Source organism: Corynebacterium sp. HMSC034H07, assembly GCF_001815175.1.
GTDB classification, from domain to species: domain Bacteria; phylum Actinomycetota; class Actinomycetes; order Mycobacteriales; family Mycobacteriaceae; genus Corynebacterium; species Corynebacterium hiratae.
This window is the reverse complement of sequence record NZ_KV819499.1, coordinates 120199-144813: the sequence shown is the minus strand read 5'-3', so window position 1 is coordinate 144813 and position 24615 is coordinate 120199. Positions and strand designations below refer to the sequence as shown.

The 24615-nt window shown below is 61.2% G+C and carries 22 protein-coding genes; 6 read left to right on the top strand and 16 right to left on the bottom strand.

Annotation, left to right across the window (positions count from 1 at the left end; genetic code table 11):
- Positions 1-135: 135 nt before the first annotated feature.
- The 15 genes from nusB to aspS form a co-directional block, all read right to left on the bottom strand.
- Complete coding sequence (nusB, locus tag HMPREF3009_RS02420; protein WP_046648550.1) at positions 136-666, bottom strand: transcription antitermination factor NusB; 531 nt, start codon at positions 664-666, stop codon at positions 136-138.
- A gap of 1 nt (position 667) precedes the next feature.
- Complete coding sequence (gene efp, locus HMPREF3009_RS02415; RefSeq protein WP_046648551.1) at positions 668-1231, bottom strand: elongation factor P; 564 nt, start codon at positions 1229-1231, stop codon at positions 668-670.
- Between the two features lie 94 nt (positions 1232-1325).
- Positions 1326-2417 carry a M24 family metallopeptidase gene (locus tag HMPREF3009_RS02410; protein ID WP_070679789.1) on the bottom strand — a complete coding sequence of 364 codons (1092 nt, stop codon included), beginning with the start codon at positions 2415-2417 and terminating at the stop codon, positions 1326-1328.
- Between the two features lie 43 nt (positions 2418-2460).
- On the bottom strand, positions 2461-2886 hold the full coding sequence (gene aroQ, locus HMPREF3009_RS02405) for a type II 3-dehydroquinate dehydratase (protein WP_070516954.1): 426 nt from the start codon (positions 2884-2886) through the stop codon (positions 2461-2463).
- Positions 2887-2925: 39 nt separating this feature from the next.
- The gene (gene aroB / locus HMPREF3009_RS02400) at positions 2926-3996 is read right to left on the bottom strand and encodes a 3-dehydroquinate synthase (protein ID WP_070516950.1); all 1071 of its coding nucleotides are present in this window, start codon (positions 3994-3996) and stop codon (positions 2926-2928) included.
- A 77-nt stretch (positions 3997-4073) separates the two neighbouring features.
- Positions 4074-4583 (bottom strand): shikimate kinase, encoded by a 510-nt coding sequence (locus HMPREF3009_RS02395; RefSeq protein ID WP_070679786.1) that lies wholly within the window; start codon positions 4581-4583, stop codon positions 4074-4076.
- Positions 4580-5791 (bottom strand): chorismate synthase, encoded by a 1212-nt coding sequence (aroC, locus tag HMPREF3009_RS02390; protein ID WP_070679783.1) that lies wholly within the window; start codon positions 5789-5791, stop codon positions 4580-4582. Before aroC ends, HMPREF3009_RS02395 begins: the two co-directional genes overlap by 4 nt.
- 51 nt (positions 5792-5842) lie before the next feature.
- Complete coding sequence (locus HMPREF3009_RS02385) at positions 5843-6235, bottom strand: prepilin peptidase (protein WP_070679780.1); 393 nt, start codon at positions 6233-6235, stop codon at positions 5843-5845.
- A 45-nt stretch (positions 6236-6280) separates the two neighbouring features.
- Positions 6281-7087, bottom strand: coding sequence for a shikimate dehydrogenase (locus HMPREF3009_RS02380; RefSeq protein WP_070679777.1), 807 nt, complete (start codon positions 7085-7087; stop codon positions 6281-6283).
- 4 nt (positions 7088-7091) lie between these two features.
- A complete protein-coding gene (mltG, locus tag HMPREF3009_RS02375; protein ID WP_070513327.1) occupies positions 7092-8267 on the bottom strand; it encodes an endolytic transglycosylase MltG in 1176 nt (391 codons plus the stop codon).
- Between the two features lie 22 nt (positions 8268-8289).
- A complete protein-coding gene (ruvX, locus tag HMPREF3009_RS02370; RefSeq protein ID WP_049154578.1) occupies positions 8290-8838 on the bottom strand; it encodes a Holliday junction resolvase RuvX in 549 nt (182 codons plus the stop codon).
- A gap of 58 nt (positions 8839-8896) precedes the next feature.
- A complete protein-coding gene (gene alaS, locus HMPREF3009_RS02365) occupies positions 8897-11584 on the bottom strand; it encodes an alanine--tRNA ligase (protein ID WP_070679774.1) in 2688 nt (895 codons plus the stop codon).
- A 67-nt stretch (positions 11585-11651) separates the two neighbouring features.
- Positions 11652-13007 carry a replication-associated recombination protein A gene (locus HMPREF3009_RS02360; protein ID WP_070679771.1) on the bottom strand — a complete coding sequence of 452 codons (1356 nt, stop codon included), beginning with the start codon at positions 13005-13007 and terminating at the stop codon, positions 11652-11654.
- Entirely contained in the window at positions 13007-14224 is a 1218-nt protein-coding gene (locus tag HMPREF3009_RS02355; RefSeq protein WP_070679768.1) for a phosphotransferase family protein, read from the bottom strand. The genes HMPREF3009_RS02360 and HMPREF3009_RS02355 overlap by 1 nt, the downstream gene beginning before the upstream one ends.
- Positions 14225-14288: 64 nt before the next feature.
- On the bottom strand, positions 14289-16109 hold the full coding sequence (gene aspS, locus HMPREF3009_RS02350) for an aspartate--tRNA ligase (protein ID WP_070679765.1): 1821 nt from the start codon (positions 16107-16109) through the stop codon (positions 14289-14291).
- Between the two features lie 233 nt (positions 16110-16342).
- Here aspS and HMPREF3009_RS02345 point away from each other — a divergent pair, with 233 nt between their 5' ends.
- The 6 genes from HMPREF3009_RS02345 (at position 16343) to HMPREF3009_RS02320 (ending at position 23337) form a co-directional block, all read left to right on the top strand.
- A complete protein-coding gene (locus tag HMPREF3009_RS02345; protein WP_070679762.1) occupies positions 16343-17236 on the top strand; it encodes a KPN_02809 family neutral zinc metallopeptidase in 894 nt (297 codons plus the stop codon).
- A gap of 337 nt (positions 17237-17573) precedes the next feature.
- Entirely contained in the window at positions 17574-19163 is a 1590-nt protein-coding gene (locus HMPREF3009_RS02340; RefSeq protein WP_198531102.1) for an inorganic phosphate transporter, read from the top strand.
- A 138-nt stretch (positions 19164-19301) separates the two neighbouring features.
- Complete coding sequence (locus tag HMPREF3009_RS02335; protein WP_070679756.1) at positions 19302-20024, top strand: CBS domain-containing protein; 723 nt, start codon at positions 19302-19304, stop codon at positions 20022-20024.
- A 45-nt stretch (positions 20025-20069) separates the two neighbouring features.
- Positions 20070-21176, top strand: a complete 1107-nt coding sequence (locus HMPREF3009_RS02330; protein ID WP_070679753.1) for an LLM class flavin-dependent oxidoreductase — start codon at positions 20070-20072, stop codon at positions 21174-21176.
- Entirely contained in the window at positions 21177-21854 is a 678-nt protein-coding gene (locus HMPREF3009_RS02325) for an FMN reductase (RefSeq protein WP_070679751.1), read from the top strand.
- Positions 21855-21927: 73 nt separating this feature from the next.
- Entirely contained in the window at positions 21928-23337 is a 1410-nt protein-coding gene (locus HMPREF3009_RS02320; RefSeq protein WP_070679747.1) for an L-serine ammonia-lyase, read from the top strand.
- Here the strand turns inward: HMPREF3009_RS02320 and hisS are convergent.
- Positions 23334-24611 (bottom strand): histidine--tRNA ligase, encoded by a 1278-nt coding sequence (hisS, locus tag HMPREF3009_RS02315; RefSeq protein WP_070679743.1) that lies wholly within the window; start codon positions 24609-24611, stop codon positions 23334-23336. The genes HMPREF3009_RS02320 and hisS overlap by 4 nt on opposite strands.
- Positions 24612-24615 lie beyond the last annotated feature (4 nt).

Below are 24615 nucleotides of genomic sequence, written 5' to 3'. Positions count from 1 at the left end.
GGCAATAACTTCGTCAACTAGGGCAGTTTTCTATTTGAACCCGTCCAAGACAAAGCTCCGACCAGTTCACAAAGGATAGCTGGCCGGAGTTTTCTGAAGAGAGCTAGCGAAACAGCTAACGCTAGCGGTGGGGTTCTATTCGGTGTCCCTTTCCGTTTCCGCAGTCTCAGCGGGCTCCTCAGAGTCCTCGGCGGAGGCCGAGGCCATGGGGCTATCCGCGGACTGGGCTTGGATGACGTCATCCAGCACCGCGTGGATGTAGGGCGCGGCCTTGTCATTGGAGTACTCCGAGGCAAGCTCTACGCCTTCGACGAGCGCAGTCGCGTTGGGAACATCCGCGTTGAAGAGGATTTCCCATACCGCTACGCGCATGATCGCGCGGTCAACAGCAGGGATGCGCTCGAGGGACCATTCGCTTGAAAGGTACCGGGCGATGGCGTCATCGATAGCGTCCAACTCTTCAGCTGCGCCGCTGACGATCTCGCGGGTGTACTCAGCGATCGGCGCCACACCATTTTCCGGATCGCGGGCAAGCTCGACGCGGTCCTCCACGATTGCTACCGGATCAACATCGCGAGACTCTGCCTCGAAGAGGATATCTGCGGCTCGGCGGCGCGCACGGTAGCGCGCCGTGTGACGCTTATAGTTAGGCTCTGGCTGGGTCATCTTAGTTGTTAACGCGAGACAGGTACTCGCCAGTACGGGTATCGATCTTGAGGGTGTTACCGGTCTCAATGAACAACGGAACCTGGATCTCAGCACCGGTCTCGAGCGTCGCCGGCTTAGTGCCGCCGCTGGAGCGGTCACCCTGCAGGCCCGGCTCAGTGTGCTCCACCTTCAGGTCAACGGAGATCGGCAGCTCACCGAACAGAGCCTCACCGTCGTGGAAGGAGACCTGGACGCGCATGTTTTCCAGAAGGAACTTGCCGGCGTCGCCGAACTTGTCAAATGGCAGCTCGTACTGCTCGTAGGTCTTATCATCCATGACCACGTAGTTCTGGCCATCGTTGTACAGGTAGGTCATGTCGCGGCGGTCGACGTTAGCGGTCTCCACCTTCACGCCAGCGTTGAAAGTCTTGTCCGTTACCTTGCCAGAGACCACGTCCTTGAGCTTGGTACGCACGAAAGCTGGGCCCTTGCCCGGCTTCACATGCTGAAACTCAACAATCTGCTGCAGCTTGTTGTCGATCTTCAGAACGAGACCGTTCTTGAAATCAGTGGTATCTGCCATGAAATGACTCTCCCAAATTACTTGTAGTCGAAACTATGAAAACAGTGTCTAAGCATACCGTACGCACGGCACCAGCGGAGCGAAGGGGTGCTGGCTACAGCACCTGAAGTTCCTTCGGGTAGGGCGTAATGATCTTCGGCGCACCGGAGGTAATGAAAAGGCTGTCCTCGATACGAACGCCGCCCTTGCCCGGAACGTAAATGCCTGGCTCGATGGTCAGCGTCATACCTTCAGCCAACTCGCCCTTCCCGGTCTTTGCTGCGGAGGGGCCTTCGTGCACGTCAAGCCCGATGCCGTGGCCGGTGGAGTGGACGAAGTACTCGCCATAGCCGGCCTCGGTAATGATTTCGCGGCAGGCCGCGTCGACGTCGACAAGCTTCGCGCCCGGCACCGCAGCCTTGACGCCTGCTTCCTGGGCCCGCAGCACGACGTCATAGATCTCGCGGGCGAAGTCGGTGACCTCACCGATGACAAAGGTGCGTGTGCAGTCGGAGTTAAAACCGCGCAGGTGAGCGCCGAAATCAATCGTGACCAAGTCGCCCTTGCGCAGCTCACGGTCATCTGCACCATGGTGCGGCTTAGCGGAGTTTTCGCCGGAGGCCACGATGGTGTCAAAGCTCACGCGCTCCGAACCGAGCATGCGCATGCGGTATTCCAGGTCAGCAGCGACCTGTCGCTCCGTGCGGCCAGCAGCTACCTCACCAGCCTCGATGAGCTCGGTGAGCGCCTGGTTTGCCAAAGCGGCAATTTCTTCCAGTTTCTGGAGTTCAATGTTGTCCTTGACCAGGCGAATCTTCTCAATCACCCCGGTGACGGGTACCAGCGTTACGCCTTCGGGCTTTGCCTTCTCCAGACGCTCGAGTTGTGCGACAGTGACATAGTCCGCCTCGTAGCCAACCCGCAGATCATCGGATACCTTCTCCAAGAGGTGCGGGCCCACATCGCGGCCAAGGCTGGCTTCGATATCCGGGACTTCCTGGGCAATCTGGGTGGTGTAGCGGCCATCAGTTGCCATGAGCGCGGAGAGATCCTTGCGGAGCAACAAACCGCCATTCGAGCCGGAAAAACCTGTCAGGTAGCGCACGTGCGTCAAGTGGGTAACAATAATGGCGTCAATGCGCTGGCCGGACAGCTCGGTCATAAGCTTACGGCGACGGTTGCTATAACGAGTATCGGCTAATGCCATGAGAGAACCACTCCATTCATTTTCAAGCGATACTCCATGATAGCTAATTTGCCAGTAGGTACCCCAGTGCCGCGACGTAGCCATACGAGCCCAGCCCTGCGATAACACCGCGCGCGAGTGGACTGAGGTAAGAGTGTTGGCGGAAAGCCTCGCGTGCATGCACGTTGGAGAGGTGAACTTCGACGAAACCGGCGCCATCGGCTACCTCCGCCAAGGCATCTCGTAGCGCCACCGACGTGTGGGTAAAGCCGCCTGGGTTGATGATCACGGGCCAGCCTTCGTCGGCGGCTCGATGCACTTGCTCGATGAGTTCACCCTCATGGTTGGACTGGAAGAAGACGATCTCTTCCTCCCCCGCCGCGGCGCGCACTTGGCTTTCGATATCCGCTAGGCTTTCGCTGCCGTAAATCTCCGGCTGGCGCTTCCCCAAACGGTTCAGGTTGGGGCCGTTGAGAACGAGGATGGTCATGGTGTGCGCTCCTTAAACTTCAGGGGGTCAGCTGAAACTCTACGAGGCCAGTTGCGCGTAAGCTGCGCGCAACTCCTCTTCTGTGGCGTCTTCTAGGCGGGTTGTTTGCCCAATACCAGTGAGCGCGACGAAGCGGATGCGACCCTCGCGGTTCTTCTTGTCGTGCCGCATGCCGTCGAGCAACTCCTCGAAGTGGCCCTGCTCATAGGTGGTGGGCAGCCCAATCCGGGTGAGGATGTCTCGGTGGGTGGCGACGAGGCTGGCGTCGATAAGCCCCCGAGCGTGGGACAGGTGCGCAATAAACATCATGCCCACCGCCACAGCACGGCCGTGGCGCCACGAGTAATTTTCGCGGCGTTCCACGGCGTGGCCGAAGGTGTGGCCGTAATTGAGGGTTTCGCGCAGACCGGACTCCTTCAAGTCCTGGCCCACCACGTGTGCCTTGACGGCAATGGACCGCTCGATGAGCTCAGGAAGCAGGCCTTCCGGTTTGAGGCAAGCGGCGGGGTCCGCTAGATAGTGCTCGATGATGCGTGGATCGTGAATGAAACCAGTCTTGATGATTTCTGCGGATCCGGCGATGATCTCGTCTTCGGGCAGAGTGCGCAGGTGATCCAGGTCGACGAAGACTGAATCCGGCTCGTGGAACGCACCAACGAGGTTCTTTCCTGCGGCCGTGTTGATACCGGTCTTCCCGCCCACGGCAGCATCAACCATCGCCAGCAACGTCGTCGGAGCCTGAATAACCGGGATGCCGCGCATCCACGTTGCCGCGGCAAAACCCGCCAAATCTGTGACGGCACCGCCGCCGAGGCCGATGACTGCATCGCGGCGGCTAAACCCAGCGTCACCAAACACATCCCACAGACGTGCCAACACATCAAGCTGCTTGGCAGCCTCGGCATCGGGAACCTCGACCGGGGTGGCCTCGAGGCCCTGTGCGCTGGCTTGCTCAGCGAGTTTGCGGGCAGCTTGGGACAGCGGCGGCTGGTGGATAATCGCCACCTTCGCCGCACCAATACTGGCGGCGCGCTCAATCATCGCAGCACTGAGCCCACTGCCGATCGTGACCTCGTAGGGGGATGGTCCGTTAACCGGAATGGTGTGCATGGGAGCGGCTCCTTCAGCAGCGCTAGTAGTCGTCTTCATTAGTCGTCGCGGGGGTGGAGTGACAATAAGCCAGTGTCTTAGAGAGTCTCAAGGAAGCTCAAAATATCGCCCACCACCTGCTGCGGGGAGCGCACGCCTGTGCGTACCTTTAAATCTGCAACCTTGGTGTAGAGCGGCCGTCGCTCCTCCAAGAGTTGGGAATAATGCGCGAGGGGATCCGCCGACTCGAGAATCGGGCGGTTGGTACCCCCCATCGTGCGGGTGACGCCTTCTTCGGGTGTGATGTCGAGGTAGACGACGGTCAGGCTGTCGAGCAAGTCACGGGTCGATTCTGTCAGCACGGCACCGCCACCTAGGCTCACCACCCCGGTGGTAGCCAGTGCCTCGCGCACGACCTCGGCTTCCACTTCGCGGAATTCCGGCTCACCCAGCTCGGAGAAAATCTCGCCGCACTTCTTTCCATAGCGCGCCTCAATGAGGCTGTCGGTATCAACAACGTCGCAATTCAGTGCCCGCGACAGGCGGCGACCAATCGTGGTTTTGCCGGCACCGGGAGGTCCTACAAGGACGACGTGTGGGGAGTTCATGCGTCACCCCACTCCAGTCGGCCTGCCACGTAGTCCTGGTAGGCAGCGATGTTGCGCTTGGTTTCGGCGAGGCTATCGCCGCCGAATTTCTCCAGCACCGCACGCGCGAGAACGAGCGCCACCATCGCCTCTGCCACGACACCGGCAGCCGGTACCGCGCAGACGTCGGAACGTTGGTGAATAGCGGTAGCCGCCCCACCTGTGGCCATGTCGACCGTCTTGAGCGCACGCGGGACCGTGGAAATCGGCTTCATCGCCGCGCGGACGCGCAGCGTCTGGCCGTTGGTCATGCCGCCTTCCAGACCACCAGCGCGGTTAGTCTCACGATCCACGCCATTGTCGGTGCGGACCATTTCATCGTGCGCTTCGCTCCCGCGGCGGCGGGCCTCAGCGAAGCCATCGCCGACCTCGACGCCTTTGATCGCCTGAATCCCCATCAAGGCGGCGGCGAGCTGTGCGTCGAGGCGGTCTTCACCCGAGGTGTGCGAGCCCAAGCCAATCGGCAGGCCTTCCACGATCACCTCGACAATGCCGCCCAGAGTGTCTCCCTGCTTTTTCGCGGTTTCGATTTCTGCGATCATGGACTCTTCCGCCGCCTTATCGCAGGCGCGTACCGGTGAAGCGTCGATAGCCTCAAGGTCCGCGAAGCTAGGATGCGGGCCCTCATAAGGTTCTGAGGCGCCGATGGAAATGACGTGAGACAGCACCTCGACTCCCAAGGATTCGCGGAGGAAGTTGCGCGCGACCGTGGCCGCGGCCACGCGAGCAGCGGTCTCGCGTGCGGAGGAACGCTCCAGAATCGGACGAGCCTCCGCGTGATCAAACTTCACCATGCCGGCGAAATCGGCATGCCCCGGGCGAGGACGAGTGAGCGGGGCGCCGCGGCCGGAAGCCATCGCCTTAGCGGTCTCCGGGTCATCGAGATCGAGCGCGTCCGGGGACATGATGGTGGTCCACTTCGGCCACTCCGTGTTGCCGATCATGATGGCAATTGGGCTTCCCAGAGTCAGTCCGTGGCGAATGCCACTGAGCAAGGTGAGCTCATCGGCCTCGAACTTCATGCGGGCACCGCGGCCATAGCCGAGGCGGCGGCGAGAGAGCTGGAGAGCGATGTCGTCTTGGGAAACGGGAACCCCGGCGGGCATGTGCTCGATGAGTGCAACGAGTGCCTGGCCGTGAGATTCACCTGCGGTAGTCCAACGAAGCATGCGGACTATTATCACACGCTAGGAGTTCTTTCGGGGGCACTGGGCCGCCTATCACACCGTGTCGGGGCTAAACAGCACGACAAGTGCTGCCGCAATGAGCATGCCGGGCCCGTGCGCGGGTTTCCGATCCTGCGTTATGAACCCCCAGAGCAGCGTGCTCAGCGACGCCCCTACCATCGCGAACGCTACCCCTAGTACTCCCGCCGCGTGGGCGGTCACCATGCCCAGTGGCAACGCCAGCTTGAGATCACCCCCGCCCACGCTTCCGGCGCGGCTCAGCAATGCAACCAGAATATAAAGCCCCGGCCATAGCAGCCCGGCTGGGTCGAACCACCACAGCGACAGCACGGCGGCAGGCAGGGTCAGATAGTTGGGCAGGCGTTTGAAACGCAGGTCATAAACGATTAAGGCACACCCCCACGCCAGGAAAAGCACATCCCCCATGACTGCGCAGCCTACCGTGCGGGGTGCTGCCGCGCATGCTGTTGATTAAGGAAGCTTGAGCGCAGCGTTGAGAGCAGCCAGCATCTCTGCCCGCGGGGCGGTGTGCCCGGTGAATTGTTCAAACTGCGAATAAGCCTGGTTGGCCAGCATGATGTGCCCGCCGACGGTCGGATAGCCATCAGCAGCCGCATACACAGTCAACGGGGTGGGCCATGGATCGTAGATAACGTCGAACACCGGAGCCTTGGCCAACTGGGTCAGATGCTCTTCCACGGCGGCGGAGGGAACAGTGGAGACGATGAGGTCCACCGAACGCGCTAACCCCGCGAGATCCTCGCCAAAAGATGCCGAGTGGAGGGAGAGGCCAAGAGCGTCGCCCAGCGGGCGTAGCTCGGCGAGGCGGTCGGAGCGATTGAGCACGGTGACATCGGTGACACCACGCTGGGCTAGCCCCCACAGGACCGGCCGTGCGGTACCGCCTGCACCGATGAGCAAAGCCGTCGCGGGCTGAGAGGACCCCAGCAGCTCTTCGAGTGCGCCCAGCACGCCTTCCGTATCCGTGTTGTCCGCGCGCCACCCCTCCGCGGTGCGCACCAGAGTGTTGGCAGAGCCGATGAGCTCGGCGCGCTCGCTCACGATGTCTGCGCAAGCCAAGGCGTCGAACTTCAATGGCATGGTTACCGAGAAACCTCGGTACTCTTCCCCTACCTCGGCGAGGAAGGCAGCCAAGTCGGTCACTTCGAACCTGGTGTAATCCCAGTCCTGCAGGTTCAGCGCATCATAGCCGGCCTTATGGAGGACCGGGGATAACGAATGCTCGATGGGGCTGCCTAGAACTGCGGCGCGCGGCATCCTATTACTGCTCCTCTGCTGGTGGCTCGCCGGCGCCTTCGCGCTGGCTGTCCAGGATGCCAGAGCGCACCGCATCATCGACGTTGGCGAGGTGCTCATCATAGTTGTCGGTAAAGACCGTCGTGCCCTTGTCATCAACCGTGACGAAGAAGAGCCAATTGCCCTCTGCCGGGTTCTCCATAGCCTGGATGGCCTCCTCCGACGGCGAGGCGATCGGGGAATCCGGAAGACCATCCTTCGCATAGGTATTCCACGGGGTCTCGCGGTTACGGTCCTCATCGGTGGTGGCCAGCTCGACGTCCTCGAGCCCGTAGTTCACAGTGGAGTCCAACTCCAAGCGCATCGGCTCGTCGAGGCGGTTAAGGATGACGCGCGCAACCTTGTCGAATTCACCGGCCGGCGACTCACGCTCCACCAGGGATGCTGCGGTCAGAAGCTCATAGGGTTTCAGGCCAATGGCCTGGGCGCGGTCGACAATGTTGGTGTCGTTGTACTTCTTCGTCGAACGAGTGATGAGATCGGTCAGGATCTCCTGGGCATCCATGTTCGGGTCAAGCACGTACTGTCCCGGGGCGATAAGCCCCTCAATACGCTTGGGATCCTCGCCGCGGGCACGGACTTCCTCCACAGCCCAGTCCGGCGCACCCAGTTCGGCTGGGTCTACCGTGGCCGCGATCTTCTCTAGTTCCTCGGCGGATACGCAACCACCCTCCTTACAGGAGACCTGCGAGATCAGGGAGTAAATACCAAACCGGACATCGCCCCCCAGTACGTTGACGTCCAGCAACGTCGCTCCGCCGTGCACGTCGAGCAAGTCCACCATGTTGGCGTCATCAAGCAGTGCCTCCACGGCGGATTTGGCGCTCATCTCCTCTTGGAGACGGTAAAACCCGGGCTTGATTTGGCTCGCGCGCGGATTGGAATTGGCCGCCGAAGAGAAAGCCTCAGGCGTCTTCACCACATTCTTTTCTGCTAGCTCAGGTGCCAGTTCTCCCATGGATGAGCCTTCCGGGACCTGAACGAGCTGTGTTACACCATTGCCTTGTCCCTCATAGTCCAAGGTATTGCCCCCTCCCAACAGGCGGAAACCGATGTAGCCGAGGCCGCCGATGATGAGGACAAGGCTGGCAATAAGCACGGCCATGCCGCGCTGGCGGCGCTTGACGTACTGGGGTTCCATCGAGCGTCCGATGCGTGAAGGTTTACGGCTCACGTACTTCGTCTCCTAGGTTTGAAGGGCTGTGGCCGTTCAACGCGAAATGGCGCGCATCCAGCCAGGATTGCAAAATTTCCACCGCGGCCGCTTGGTCGATAACCGAACGGCCGCGTCTCTCTGACACGCCAGAGGCTCGCAGTGCAGATGATGCCACCACTGTGGTGAGGCGCTCATCCACCATGCGCACAGGCGGAGGTGTGTTTATCGTGTCATCTTTTGCCAAGCGGCGGCGGATACGAAACGCGATTTCTTTGGCATGTTTAACACTTGATGAGCCGTTGCCCTTGAGATCACGCGGCAAACCGACTGCCACCTCGACGACGTCATACTCGTGAATAAGCTCAAGCAGTCGGTCGATGTCACCCTTGTCGCGGTCCTTAAAGCCGGTTTCGCGGCGGACGGTCTCGACCGGCATTGCCAGGCGGGCATCCCGATCGGAAACCGCCACGCCAATGCGGACGGTTCCGACATCGAGACCCAACCGGCGCCCCGGTCCGGGATCGTCTGCTCCTGGCTTATCGGGCTCTACGGCCATGGTGTTCCTCCTGGTCCTGAGAGTCAGCTACTACTGCACACCAACTCGTGCGCATCCATTAGTGGGTTTCGAGCTCATCACGGACGGCGTCGAAGGCAGCTTGCAGGCCTTCGGCGTTTGCGCCGGAACCTTGAGCCATATCGAGCTTACCGCCGCCCTTGCCATCAACGTAGCCGGACACCACCTTAACCAAGTCACCAGCCTTGACACCACGCTCGATGGCGGCCTTCGTAGCACCCACAATGAATGGCAGCTTGCCGCCCTCATTCTCCGATGCCAAGACGATCACACCAGCGACATCACCGAGGCGGTTCTTGATGTCGGAAGCCAGCGTGCGCAGGTCACCGCCGTTCACACCCTTAGGGAGCTTGACGGCCACGATGGTGAAATCGTTGACGGTCTTCGCCGTAGAGATCATCTCCGCAGTCTGGGACATGAGCTGGGCCTTGTGCAGCTCTGCAATCTGCTTCTCTGCGGCCTTGAGCTTCTCCGTCAGCTGTGCGATGCGTTCCGGCAGGTCCTCAGTCTGGACCTTCAGCTCGCGAGACACACCTTCCACCAGGGCTGCTTCCTTGGAGTAGTAACGGAAGGCATCCAAGCCCGAATAGGCCTCGATGCGGCGCGCGCCCGAACCCACGGAGGATTCGCCGAGAACCGAAACCGGCCCAATCTCAGCAGTATTGCTGACGTGGGTACCGCCGCAGAGCTCGATGGAGAAGGGCCCTCCCATCTCCACGACGCGAACCTCGGAACCGTAGTTCTCACCGAACAGGGCCATCGCGCCCATCTCCTTGGCCTTGTCCAAGGAAGTCTCGATGGTATTGACCGGGAAGTGCTGGTCTACCGCCTGGTTAGTCACCAAAGCGATCTCATCGAGCTGCTCCTGGGTGAGCTGGTCAGTGTAGTTAAAGTCAAAGCGCAAGTAACCCGGTCGGTTCAAGGAGCCAGCCTGGACAGCGGTCGGCCCCAGCACCTGGCGCAGCGCGGCGTGAATGAGGTGCGTGGCGGAGTGCGCCTGCACGGCACCGTGGCGCCACTGCTGGTCTACCTCGGCTGTTACGCCAGTGCCCAGTTCAAGGCCACCAGCGGTCACCGTAGCTTTGTGGACCCACAGCTTCTTACCGATCTTCTGCACGTCATTGACCTCAAGGAGGGTTTCACCGGCAATGATCCGGCCTCGGTCGGCGGTCTGGCCACCGGCTTCGGCGTAGAGCGGCGACTGGTCCAGAATTACCTCGACGGTGTCGCCTGCTTGGACTTCAGAGACCTTCTCGCCATCGCGGACGAGGCCGAGTACCTTGGCCTCGGATTCCAAGGTCTCGTAGCCCGTGAACAGAGTCGGATGGTTATCCACCCACTCGCGGTAGAGCGACAAGTCGGCGTGACCATGCTTCTTAGCCTGGTTATCAGCTTTGGCACGGCGGCGCTGCTCGCCCATGGCGGCATCAAAGCCCTCCATGTCCACGCTAAGGCCAGCTTCTTGGGCCATCTCCAATGTCAAGTCGATGGGGAATCCATAGGTATCGTGCAGTTCAAACGCCTTCTCACCGGACAGCACCTTCGGGGTGGCCGCGCGGGAGGTGCTCTTTAGCTCGTCGACAGCTTCGTCGAAAAGCTTGGTGCCCGACTCCAGGGTCTTGAGGAAGGCCTTCTCCTCCGCCACGGCGACGCGCAGGATGCGCTCACGGTTCTCCGCAATCTCCGGGTAGGACGGAGTCATGGTGTCCATGATGGTGTTCATGAAGCGTTCCATGGTCTCACCCTTCGCACCTAGCAGCTTGGCGGAGCGGATGATACGGCGCAGCAGTCGGCGCAGGATATAGCCACGGCCCTCGTTACCGGGGGTAACGCCATCCAGGATGAGCATCATGCCGGTGCGCGAGTGGTCCGCCACCACGCGGAAGCGGATCAAGTCTTCCTTCGGTGCATCGGGCGTGTATTTCGCCCCGGTGAGTTCCTCGGCAACGTCAATGACCGGGCGCAGCAGATCCGTCTCGTAGACGTTGTCCACGCCCTGCAGGATGCAGGCAACGCGCTCGATGCCCATGCCGGTATCGATGTTCTTCTTAGGCAACGGGCCGAGAATCTCAAAGTTGCCCTTGCCGATGCCTTCGCCGCGCTCGTTCTGCATGAAGACCAGGTTCCAGATCTCCATGTAGCGGTTATCGTCCGCGACGGGGCCACCGTCCTGACCATATTCCGGACCACGGTCATAGTAAATCTCAGAACACGGACCACACGGTCCGGGGATACCCATGGACCAGTAATTATCCTCCATGCCGAGGCGCTGAATGCGCTCGCGGGGAACACCGATCTTGTTGTGCCAGATATCGGCTGCCTCATCGTCATCGAGGTAGACCGTGACCCACAAACGCTCGGGATCTAGCCCCAAGCCTCCATCCTCTACCGAGTTCGTCAGCAGGTTCCAGGCGTGGGTGATAGCACCCTCTTTGAAGTACTGGCCAAAGGAGAAGTTGCCTGCCATCTGGAAGAAGGTGTTGTGGCGGGTGGTGATGCCTACTTCCTCGATATCCAAGGTGCGCACGCACTTCTGGATGGAGGTCGCCGTACCGTTAGCAAAAGGCGGGTTCTGCTGGCCCAAGAAGTAGGGCTTGAAGGGAACCATGCCGGCGTTGACGAAGAGCAGGTTCGGGTCATCCAGGATCAGCGACGCGCTGGGGACGGCCTCGTGGCCGGCCTTGACGAAGTGCTGGGTAAAGCGTTCCCGGATCTCATGAGTCTTCACGAGCAAAAGTCCTTCACTGTTGAGAGGTTTCTAGTCAGCGCTCAACTTTACCCGTCCGGTGCTGTGCTTAGCGACGCCGCCCCCGGATGATGTCCCGCAACCTTCCCAGGTACTCGCGCACGCGCTTTTCCGCTCCGTGGTCGGTGGGCTGATAATACTCGGCATCGGCCAGCGTCTCCGGCAGATACTGCTGGGCTAGAACACCGCGTGGATCATCATGCGGGTACTGATAGCCGACGGCGTTACCTAGGCGCTTAGCACCCTCGTAGTGCCCGTCGCGCAAGTGCGGCGGGACGTAACCGCTCTTACCGGCCCGGACATCGGCCTGAGCAGAATTGATGGCATTAATAACGGAATTCGACTTCGGCGCAGTAGCCAGGTGGATCGTGGCCTGAGCCAGCGGGATGCGCGCCTCGGGCAGGCCGATCAGCGCAGCGGCCTCCGCGGCGGCCACGGCGGTGGGTAGCGCGGTGGGGTCGGCCATCCCAATGTCCTCTGAGGCGTGCACGATGAGCCGGCGCGCAATGAAGCGTGGATCCTCGCCAGCCTCAATCATGCGGGCGAGGTAGTGCAACGCAGCATCGACGTCAGAACCGCGAATGGACTTGATGAACGCGGAGACTACGTCATAGTGCTGGTCGCCGTCACGGTCATAGCGCACCACCGCGCGGTTGACGTTGTCTTTGAGAATGTCGACGGTGAGCTCGCCACCATCTGGTACCGCCTCAGCCGCAGCCTCAAGGTAGGTCAGCGTGCGACGCGCATCTCCTCCGGCGAGCAGCACCAGTTGGTCCAGAGCGTCTTCCGTTGCGGTGATTCGCCCGGCTAAGCCGCGCTCGCTCGTCAGCGCTCGCTCGGCGAGAGTGCGCAGGGAGGCGTCGTCAAGCGGCTCCAACTGCAGCAGCAGCGAACGCGAGAGCAGCGGCGCCACCACGGAAAAGGAAGGATTTTCGGTGGTGGCTGCCACGAGCAGCACCGTCCGGTTTTCCACCGCAGCAAGTAACGCGTCCTGCTGGGTTTTGGAGAAGCGGTGCACCTCATCGATAAAGAGCACTGTGCGGCGGCCCTCAATCAGCTCGCGGCGGGCATGCGTGATGACTTCCCGTACCTGCTTGACGCCGGAGTCGAGGGCGGACAGGCCGATGAAGTTATCCCCCAGAGAGGACGCGATCAGCGAAGCCAGGGTCGTCTTTCCGGTGCCTGGCGGGCCGTACAGGATGACCGAGGCCTCGCCGGAACCCTCGACGAGGCGGCGCAGCGGAGTCCCGGGTTCCAGAAGGTGCTTTTGGCCCACTACTTCGTCGAGGCTTTGCGGCCGCATGCGCGCGGCCAGCGGTGACCCCGAATGAGTCGCAAAAATATCGGGGCCACCCGGCAGGCTTGGCGCTGATTGGTCGTCGCCGAAGAGTGACTCCTGCGCCATCAGGACTCCCGGAGGCGGGAGGCCACAGCGCGACCGAAAGTGGCAACAGTCGAGCACCCATCGTGCTTGCACTGCGCGGCAAAGCGTGAGAGCGCTTCGAAAGTTTCGTAAAGGTCGCGCCGAATCAAGAGCTCATCCTCGCTGAACGGGCCGTGATCGGAGCGGCGCAGCAGCGAGCGACGCGGGTCACGATAAATCTCGGCGTTACCCTCCGCCAGTGCTACTACCCCTTCAATCCCACCGGCATACATGGTGGTCACGCTCGACAAAGCCCAACCAATGAGACATGCGACTATCAGCTCGTGCAGTGTTTTCTCATCCGCCAGCTGCGGCCACACGTCGACGACCCGGCGCTGCCAGGCTTGGATGAAGACGTCCGCCTCAGCATCCGTAATCGGGCGGCTGAAGAGGAACTGTGGGAAGCCGGCGACAACGCAGGCTACATCAAAGCCCACGTTGCGAAAACCGGCCCACTCATAATCCAGGAAGGTCAGTGTTGTCCCCACGATGATGTTGTCTGGGGACAGATCGAAGGGCGTAAAAGCGCGGTTGCGGCCAGAACTAAAGCTCTGCATGGCGGTGCGGGCTAGTTCGCGGACGTGCTCTGGTGGCTCCAGTCCTGCTTCGCTGAGGATGTCCGCACCGATCAGGATGGAGCTTTTCAGAGACTCATCCCGCAGGGCTTGGTGCTCGGCGTATTCGGGATGCCGGCGCAACTGCCGGTTCAGCAGAGCCTCGTAATCCTCTTCGCGCCCAGCCGTGCCCGCGTGCATTTTGCCCAGCGCGCCGCCCAGGGACCTGAGCAGCTCTCCGCGTTCTTCGTCATTGCTGCGGGCAAGAGTGTCCGCCAGGGTGTCGCCATCGCCGGCGTCAGACAGCACCAGAATGCGCTTCTCGACGTCGTGTGCGAGCAGCACTGGGCCTGGGCGAACCTCTTCGGACAACGCTGTGGTGAACTGATAGGCCACCACCTCACGCAGAAGGGCGGCGTCATCAATGGTGTGCCCGGTGACTGGGTTGTACTTGATGACCACCGAACGATGCGGGAAGAAGGCACTCGGTGACGTGCGGGCACGAAGCACCACGGCGTTGCCCGAACCAGTGAGTTGCTCGACGTCACTAAGCTCAGGCTCCCCGCCAAAGCGGCGCGAGAGCATCTGTGAGGCTTCCGCCACCACGGCATCCGCCACAGATTTTTTCTTGGACTCGTGTCCCATCGGATTCACTTGCTTGCCTGCTTCCACATATCGAAGGCCCAACTACATCACCGAGTTGAGCGACCTAGGACTCCTTCCCTGCCTTGTCGCCCTGAGCGGCCTTGGTTGCCTTCTCCGGCTTGAAATCCACGCCGGTCTCCTTGCGCTGCTCGGCAGGAATGGTGCCCGGAGCATCGGTCAAGGGATCCACGCCGCCACCGGACTTCGGGAAGGCGATGACGTCACGAATGGAGTCGAAACCGCCCAGCAGGGAGACAATGCGGTCCCAACCGAACGCGATACCACCGTGCGGCGGGGCACCAAACTGGAAAGCGTCGAGCAGGAAGCCGAACTTTTCCTGTGCTTCTTCCTCATCGATGCCCATAACGTCGAAGACACGCTTCTGCACGTCCTGGTCGTGGATACGGATAGATCCGCCGCCGATCTCGTTGCCGTTGCAGACGATGTCGTAGGCGTAGGCCAGCGCCTCACCCGGGTTCTCGTCGAAGTTGTCCAGATACTCCGGCTTCGGCGAAGTGAAGGCGTGGTGTACCGCAGTCCACTTGGAGTGGCCCAGAGCCACGTCGCCGGAGGCGGTGGCATCAGCGGCAGGCTCGAACAGTGGTGCGTCCACAACCCAGGTGAAGGCCCAGTCGCCGTCCTTGATGAGATCCAGCTTCTTTGCAATCTCGCCGCGTGCTGCACCCAGAAGAGCGCGAGAAGACTTGGTGTCACCAGCCGCGAAGAAGATGGCGTCACCCGGCTTGGCGCCGACGTGCTCAGCAATGCCCTCGCGCTCGGCATCAGTAATGTTCTTGGCCACTGGGCCGCCCAAGGTGCCGTCCTCAGCGATGGTGATGTAAGCCAGGCCCTTCGCGCCGCGCTGCTTTGCCCATTCCTGCCACGCATCGAACTGACGGCGCGGCTGGGAAGCTCCGCCTTCCATGACGACGGCGCCAACGTACTCGTTCTGGAACACGCGGAAAGTGGTGTCCTTGAAGAACTCGGTGCATTCCACGATCTTGATGTCGAAGCGCAGGTCCGGCTTATCGGAACCGTAGTACTTCATAGCGTCTGCGTAGGTCATGCGCGGAATCGGTGTCTTGATCTCGTAGCCGATGAGCTTCCACAGGGCGGAGATGATTTCTTCCGCGAGAGCGATCACATCGTCCTGATCAACGAAGGACATCTCGACGTCAAGCTGCGTGAACTCCGGCTGACGGTCCGCGCGGAAGTCCTCATCGCGGTAGCAGCGAGCGATTTGGTAGTAACGCTCCATGCCGGCCACCATGAGCAGCTGCTTAAACAGCTGCGGAGACTGCGGGAGTGCGTACCAGCTGCCCGGCTTGAGGCGGGCGGGCACGAGGAAGTCACGAGCGCCCTCCGGGGTGGAACGGGTCAGGGTCGGGGTTTCGATTTCAGTGAAATCATGGCTATCCAGGACCTGGCGAGCGGCGCGGTTAGCTGCCGAGCGCAGGCGCAGAGCCTCGTGCTGGCGCTCCCGACGCAGATCGAGGTAGCGGTACTTCAGACGGGTCTCCTCGCCGACCTCACCGGAGGAAGAAGGATCATCGATCTGGAATGGCAGCGCTGCAGACTTGTTGAGCACTTCCAGATCCGTAACGTTGACCTCAATCTCACCGGAGGCCAGGTTCGCGTTAGCGGAACCCTCTGGACGGGGCTCCACCACGCCGGTGACCTTAACGCAGTATTCGGAGCGCAGATCGTGGGCGCGCTCAGCCACCTCGGATTCACGGAAAACCACCTGGGCAACGCCGGAGCGATCACGCAGGTCAATGAAGATAACACCGCCGTGGTCGCGACGGCGCGCCACCCAACCCGTCAGGGTGACGGTCTCCCCCGCCATCTCTTTGCGCAGTTCGCCTGCCAAATGTGTACGCAGCACTCTCGTTCAATCCCTTCTCATCGTTGACGCTCGCACCCACACACGCCACGCGTAGACAGCACGCGCCGAGGGATGCAAGAACTTGAACGGCCCAAGTCTACCGCTCGCGCCAGACTTGCTCAGCGCTGGGGTAAACACCGAGCGCCGCCGAACGTCGAGCACTGGTACCCCCGCTTGACGCAGCTCCCCTCATCACACGCACATCACCGCCCGCATATGGCAAAATCTGGACCATGACTTTCAAATCTGGCGCCAACTTTGATGGCAAGCGAGCAAGCTCCGGCGGCGGGGGCCGCGGCGGCATGATCGCTACCGGCGGCGGCATTGGTTCCCTCCTCCTCATTGGCCTCTATCTCTTGCTTGGCGGCGATCTTGGTGACATCACCGAAAGCAGCCCTCAGCCCGACCAAACCCAGGTCGGCCCAGAGGAAAGCGGAGAGGATGCCTTCGCACACTGCCAAACTGCCGAGGACGGCAATAAGTACGACGACTGCCGCGTCATGTTCGCCGCCCAGTCCGTCGACAAGGTCTGGACCCAGCAGCTGCCGGATCAGGCAGGCATCGAGTACGTCGAACCCGGCCGCGTCATCTTTAACAACACCACCATGTCCGGCTGTGGCCAAGCCTCCGGCGCCACCGGGCCGTTCTACTGCCCGGCCGATGAGTCCGCCTATTTCGACACCGCGTTCTTCGATCAGCTCCGCAACTTCGGTGGGGATAATGCACCTCTGGCACAGATGTATATCGTCGCCCACGAATTTGGCCACCACATTCAGAAGCTAGAGGGCACACTCAGCTTGTCCAATTACAACGAACCCGGCGAGGACTCCAACGCTGTGAAGATTGAGCTGCAAGCGGATTGCTATGCCGGACTGTGGGCACACTACGCCGACAAGGGTGAGGATGCTTTGCTCGAAACGATCACCGAACAGCAGGTCACCGACGCCGTCAACACTGCCCGCGCCGTGGGCGACGACAACATCCAGCGCCGCTCTGGCGGCGAGGTACGACCCGATACTTGGACGCACGGCTCCTCTGAGGACCGGGCACAATCCTTCCTCGCTGGATATAACAGCGGCAAGATGGAGCAGTGCGACACCTTGGGTCGAGGCGTATATAAGTCTTAATACCGAGCGTCAAAAATGTTGATGTGCCCACCGAAAGGCCACACCACCCCCAAATGTGCCACAAAATGTGCAGATTAAATTCAAATACATGAGGTGTTTACCTGCCGGTAATCTTGATGCTTTACCCTAATCAAGTTCCCGCCGGTTCGTGGTGGGATCCGCTCTGTCTTTAAAAACATAAAAGAACTGCGCGTGATGTCATCACCTGCACCGCAGCAGGTACGTTAATCCCCATCATTATTGATGCTTTTACCCTGCCCGCGGCAGCCCGCGCTTCCTCATCACGCAGCGTTCTCTTCATGAAAGGAACGACGTTTTGAGCACCGCCACGCCGACGATGCCTGATCTCGAAACGATGAATGGCAAGAACAAGGACTGGATTTGGCACTTGTTCTTCGGCGCCATCACCGCTGTTACTCTTGTCCTCTTCATCATTTGGGGCAACGGAGAGGTTGCTGAGGGCGCTAACAAGATCGTCCTTGTTACCGCGATCATCTTCGCCGTATTCATGGCCTTCAACATTGGTGGCAATGACGTCGCCAACTCTTTCGGTACCTCCGTGGGTGCGGGAACCCTCTCTATGAAGCAGGCCCTCGCTGTTGCGGCGGTTTTTGAGGTATCCGGCGCGATCCTCGCCGGCGGCGAGGTTACCGATACCGTCCGCTCCGGCATTGTGGACCTCGACGCCATTGACGGGCTCGACCCCATGGAGTTCGTCTACATCATGATGGCGTCGCTGCTTGGTGCTGCCATCTGGCTGCTCGTCGCTACCCGCATGGGCTGGCCCGTGTCCACTACCCACTCCATTGTCGGCGGCATCGTCGGCGCCGCGCTGACCGTCGGCTTCGTCACCGGCAAGGGCGGAATGGACATGGTGCAGTGGGGCGGCATCGGCACCATTGCTTTCTCATGGGTACTTTCACCAGTTCTTGGCGGTGTTGCCGCTTACCTGCTGTTTAGGTGGATTAAGGCTTCCATCCTCGTCTACAACGACGCCGCAGATGAGCGTCTGCGCGACATCAAGGTTCGCCGCGCTGAGCTGCGCAAGGAGCACAAGACCCGCTTCGAGCGCATGAACGAGCTGCAGCAGATTTCCTACACCAACGCCATGGCCCGTGATGCCGCCCTCACCGCGGAAGATGATTACGATCCAGAGGCGCTCGAGTCCGACTACTACCGAGATTTGCACAACCTCAACAAGGATCTCGAGGACATCAACGCGCACCGCGCACTAGAGAACTGGGTCCCGCTGCTGGCAGCATTGGGCGCTGTTATCATCTCCGCGATGATGCTCTTCAAGGGCCTCAAGAACACCGGCATGGACTTCTCCACCCTGGAGAACCTCTTGGTCATGGGCATGGTGGGCGCCGTGGTCTGGATGGCCGTCTTCATCTTCGCTCGCTCCCTGAAGAAGAAGTCCCTGTCTCGCTCCACCTTCCTTCTCTTCTCTTGGATGCAGGTCTTCACCGCCTCCGCCTTCGCGTTCTCGCACGGCTCGAACGACATCGCCAACGCCATCGGCCCCTTCGCCGCCGTCTTCGATGTGCTACAGACCAACCAGATCTCCGACGAAGTCTCTGTCCCTCTTCCTGTCATGGTCGCCATGGGCATCGCTCTAATCTCCGGTCTCTGGTTTATCGGCCGCTTCGTTATCCAGACCGTCGGTTCCGGCCTGACCCAGATGCACCCCTCCTCCGGCTTCGCCGCCGAGCTGGCTGCCGCTGCCGTTGTCATGGCAGCCTCCCTCCTGGGCCTCCCGGTTTCCTCGACGCACATCCTCATCGGTGCTGTCCTTGGCGTCGGCATCGTCAACCGCGCTGCTAACTGGAAGCTGATGAAGCCCATCGCCCTCGCATGGGTCATCACTCTCCCAGCCGCCGCTGCCATCGCAGCCGTGACGGTCTCCATCCTGCGCGTCGTGTTCTAGTCTCAACACAACACGCGCACAGGGCATCGTACCCTGTCGCCGCGAGTCTCCTGCCGCCTCGGGATACTCGCGGCTTCTTTGTTTCCTCTGTCCACCAGCGACCACTAGGGTTTGAGAGCACCCGTACACTGGGACGGCATGAGCGATAACTCCCTGGCCAGATTCTTTTCCGCATTCAACGACATTGAGCAGTTTCTCCGCCAGGCCGTCGGGGCCAAGAATTCCGACTCCTTCTGGTGGATTGTCGACCGCGCACACGACAAACACCTGCTCAGCAAGCGCCAGGCAGAGCAGCTCAAGGACTTTGGTAATCTGCGCAACGCCGTCGCCCACGGCCGCTATTTCGACGGCGAGCCCATCGCTACCCCGCACCCACAGGTGCTGGCGCAGCTAGAGAACCTCCAGAGGCTTCTTACAGATCCGCCCACGGCACAGTCCTTACTCGCCGACCGTGAGGTCACCACACTTGCCCCCGATACCCCGATCATGGAGGCTCTCCGACTCATTAATAGGACCGGCTATTCGCAGATCCCGATTTATGATTCCGGCGCTTACCAAGCCCTCCTCACGACCAATGTCATCGCCCGCTGGGTCGCAGCAGATTTGGGAGACGATGGTGTGGTCAACGCGGCGTCGATTAGCGCCGTTCTAGAGTTTGCAGAGAAGAAGGACAGGGCCGAGTTCCTCCCCCGCACCGCCAGTGCGCAAGAGGTCATCGATGCCCTCACCGAACCCGCGGCGGACGGCACGCATCCTAGTGCGGTTCTCCTTACCGAAAACGGCAAGCCATCGCAGCGGCCGCTCGCCATCGCAACGCCAGCGGATCTTGCAGTCTTGGTCGACGCCCTTGAGTGGGAATAATTACCCGGCTACACTTTGTTGACATGTCACAGAGAGGAGTATGGCATGCAATTTGGAGTCTTTAGCATCGGTGACGTCACGCAAGATCCCACCACCGGTCGCACCCCCACCGAGGCCGAGCGCATCCGCGCTATGACAGAAATCGCCCTCAAGGCAGAGGAGGTGGGCCTCGACGTCTTCGCCACCGGCGAGCACCACAACCCACCCTTCGTCCCGTCCGCACCCACCACTCATCTGGCCTACATCGCGGCACAGACGAAGAACCTGCACCTCTCCACTGCCACCACGCTGATCACCACCAACGACCCCGTCCGGCTTGCAGAGGACTACGCTTTTCTCCAGCACCTGGCTGACGGGCGCATCGATCTCATGCTGGGCCGCGGTAACACCGGTCCGGTTTACCCGTGGTTTGGCAAAGATATCCGCGAAGGCATCCCTCTGGCGGTGGAGAACTATCACCTGTTGCGCCGCCTCTGGCGCGAACCTGTCGTGTCCTGGCAAGGAAAGTTCCGCACCCCACTGCAGGGATTCACCTCCACGCCAGCCCCGCTTGACGGTATCCCGCCCTTTGTGTGGCACGGATCCATCCGCTCCCCGCAGATCGCTGAGCAGGCGGCCTATTACGGTGATGGTTTCTTCCACAACAACATCTTCTGGAACAAGGAACACACCGCGAAAATGGTGAACCTCTACCGCACCCGCTACGAATCCTACGGTCATGGTCGCGCGGATCAGGCCATCGTGGGCCTCGGCGGGCACGTCTTCATCGGGTCTACCGAGCAGGAGGCGAAGGATTTCTTCCGCCCCTACTTCGACAACGCTCCGGTCTACGGCCACGGCCCTTCCTTGGAAGAATTCACCGCACAAACCCCGCTGACGGTAGGCACGGTGGAGCAGGTGGTAGAACGAACCCTGCAGTTCGCCGACTGGGTGGGCTGCTATCAGCGCCAGCTCTTCCTTATCGATCATGCCGGCCTCCCGCAAGAGGTGGTGCTGGAGCAGATTGAGATTCTAGGGACGCAGGTCGTCCCTGAGCTGCGCCGCCGCTTTGAGGAACGCCGCCCAGATCATGTACCTTCTGACCCACCAACGCACGCCACGCTCGGTAGTTATGAGCCACACGCGTTGGTCAATCCTGGAGAGGAGAAGTAGATGCGGTCACTCGTCGTCGTTACGGCCGGGTTGTCATCGCCGTCCTCGACGCGCGCGCTTGCCGACGCCCTCTCGGCCGCCACCTCCGCCCACGTCACCGCGCGGGGCGAAGGCACCGACATCACCGTCGTGGAGCTCCGGGACCTCGCGAGCGAGCTAGCTGAAGCAATGACGAACTGGGTTTCGCCCACGCCCCGTCTTAACGCGGCTCAGTCCGCGGTGCTGGATGCCGACGGCCTCATCGCGGTCAGTCCCGTGTTCCAGGGCAGTTACTCGGGCCTGTTCAAGATGTTCTTCGACACCTTGGAGCCGCATTCCTTGGAGGGGCTTCCTACCCTCATCGCGGCCACGGGCGGCTCCAGCCGTCACGCCCTAGTGTTGGATTATGCCCTGCGCCCACTACTCAATTACCTGCATGCCACGGTGGTCCCCACCGGGATCTTCCAGGCCACGGAAGACTTTGGCACCGCTGAGGGCGCGCGCAATGAAAAGCGCATCGAGCGCGCCACGGGCGAGCTCGCAGACCTCATGGTGCGCCCGCTCGACCGCGTAGCTGGCCTTGCCGGCTCTCTCGGCGAACCGCACAACACACACCAGGGTTCTACCGGGAAGGCACCTGATTCGGGCTCAGGGGGATTCCGCGAACTCCTGTCCCGCCACGACGGCCAACCGGGCTAAGCAACTACTGGGGGCGCTCGGTACTATCGTAAGGCGTAACTTATCTAACGCTTCTAAGGAGGTTTAACCCCCCATGACAATTAGCGTGACCGACATCTTCTCGATCGGTATCGGTCCCTCCTCCTCCCACACCGTGGGCCCGATGCGTGCTGCTAAGGCCTTCCTCGAGACCCTTGAGCAACACCCGGCAAAGGTCCACATCGAACTGCGTGGCTCTTTGTCCGCTACCGGCCGTGGACACGCTACGGACCGGGCCGTCATTCTAGGCCTCGCCGGGTGGGATCCGCTCTCCGTTCCGCTCGATGCTGAGCCACGCGCAGATGCCTTCATCCCCACCGAGGGCAGCATCAGCGGCCCAGCAGGTGAGGTGGAATACAGCATCGAATTCAACAACGAGCCGGTGCCCGAGCACCCGAACTGCCTCATTTTCACTGCCTGGGACGAAGACGGCTCCATCCTCGCCGAGAACGCGGAGTATTTCTCCGTCGGTGGCGGATTTATCCTGTCCCGCAAGGAGTTTGATGCCCAGCTGCAGACGGAAAGCGGTGTCCCCGCTGGCGTCGCAGCAGCCACCGCCGAGGACGTAGTCCCCTATGAGTTCCAGTCAGGCGAGCACCTGCTTCACCTCTGCGCTGCCAATGACATGGCCATTTGGGAGATCGTTGCGGCGAACGAGGCTGTGCTTCACCGCGACGAGGGCGGTCTCGACTACGTCTACCAGCATCTCGACCTTGTCTGGGACATTATGCGCGAATGCGTGACCGAGGGAATCTCCACCAAGGGAATCTTGCCTGGTGGTCTCCGCGTCAACCGCCGTGCTCCGCAGATGTACCAGCAGTTGTTGGCCAAGCAGGACGACGAATCCTGTGGCTTCTCTGCGATGGAGTGGGTAAACCTCTACGCGCTCGCCGTCAACGAGCAAAATGCCGCCGGCGGCCGCGTCATCACGGCGCCGACGAATGGTGCTTGTGGCATCATTCCGGCAGTGCTCCATTATGCCCGCGACTTCATGGCGGACTTTACGCGCGCCGATGCCCGCCGCTACCTGCTGACCGCAGGTGCCGTTGGCATCATCATTAAGTCCAATGCCTCCATTTCAGGCGCCGAGGTGGGCTGTCAGGGTGAGGTAGGCTCCGCCTCCTCTATGGCGGCGGCCGGCATGGCCGAACTGCTTGGGGGAACTCCGGCACAGGTAGAGAATGCTGCCGAGATCGCGCTTGAGCACAACCTCGGCTTGACCTGCGACCCGGTCGGCGGCCTCGTGCAGATTCCCTGCATCGAGCGCAACGCCATCGGTGCCGTCAAGTCCATCAACGCCGCACGCCTAGCCCGCATGGGAGAGGGAACGCACCACGTTACCCTCGATAACGCGGTACGCACGATGGCCGAAACGGGGCGCGACATGCTCTCCAAGTACAAGGAGACCTCGCTCGGTGGCCTGGCGAAGACGATGGGCTTCACCGTCTCCCAGGTGGAGTGCTAAACCAGCTGACGAAGCTGCTTGACGACGTCCCCCACGGGGACGTCGTGCTGCTCATGAGCCCGAAGATCCTTGAGCGCCACGGTGCCGGCCTCTAGCTCCTGGTCGCCGAGGACGAGAGCGAAACGCGCGTTAGCGCGGTCAGCGCCCTTCATTGCGCCCTTGAGGCCGCGGTCACCGAAGGACATATCAGCAGAAATGCCGGCCTTGCGCAAGTCGTTAATGATGCTGACCATTTTCTTCTTTGCTGCAGCGCCCAAAGCAACGCCATAGACGGCCACGCGTTCTTCGACGCCGTCGAGCTCCACGCCCTCGGCTTCCAGGGCCAAAACCGTGCGGTCCACGCCGAGGCCATAGCCGATGCCGGACAGCTCCTGCCCGCCGAGCTGGGCCATGAGGCCGTCATAACGGCCGCCGCCACCAATGCCAGACTGCGCGCCGAGACCATCGTGGACGAATTCGAAACAGGTCTTCGTGTAATAGTCGAGGCCGCGGACCATGCGCGGGTTGATGGTGTAGGACACGCCCATGTCATCGAGCAGGCCGGTGACCGTCTCGAAGTGCTCGCGGCATTCGGCGTTGAGGTGGTCGAGCATCAGGGGGGCGTCGACAAGCTGCTCCTGGACCTCCGGGCGCTTGTCATCGAGAACGCGCAAGGGGTTCAGCTCCGCGCGGGCCTTGGTTTCCTCATCCAAGTCGAGCTTGAACAGGAACTCCTGCAGCTTCTCACGATAAGCGGGGCGGCACTCGTGGTCTCCCAAGCTCGTAAGCTCGAGGCGGAACTGGCTCAGTCCCAGGCTGCGGTAGGAGCGATCCGCCAAGGCAATGATCTCTGCGTCCAGCGCCGGATCATCCACGCCGATGGCCTCCACTCCGACCTGCTGCAGCTGGCGATAGCGGCCAGCCTGCGGGCGCTCGTAGCGGAAGAAGGGGCCAAAATAGTTGAGCTTGACCGGAAGCTGACCGCGGTCGAGGTTGTGTTCAATGACCGCACGCATGACACCAGCGGTGCCTTCTGGGCGCAGTGTCACGGAACGATCGCCACGATCGGCAAAGGTGTACATTTCCTTGGACACGACATCCGTGGACTCCCCCACTCCGCGGGCGAACAACGAGGTGTCCTCGAAGATTGGGAGTTCGATGTGTTGGAAGCCGGACAGGTGTGCCTGGTGCACGAAGGTGTCGCGCACCTTGGCAAAGATGGCCGATTGCGGCGGGACGTAGTCCGGCACACCTTTAGGCGCGGACAGGGCTTTGAACTGCTTCTTATCACTCACGCCC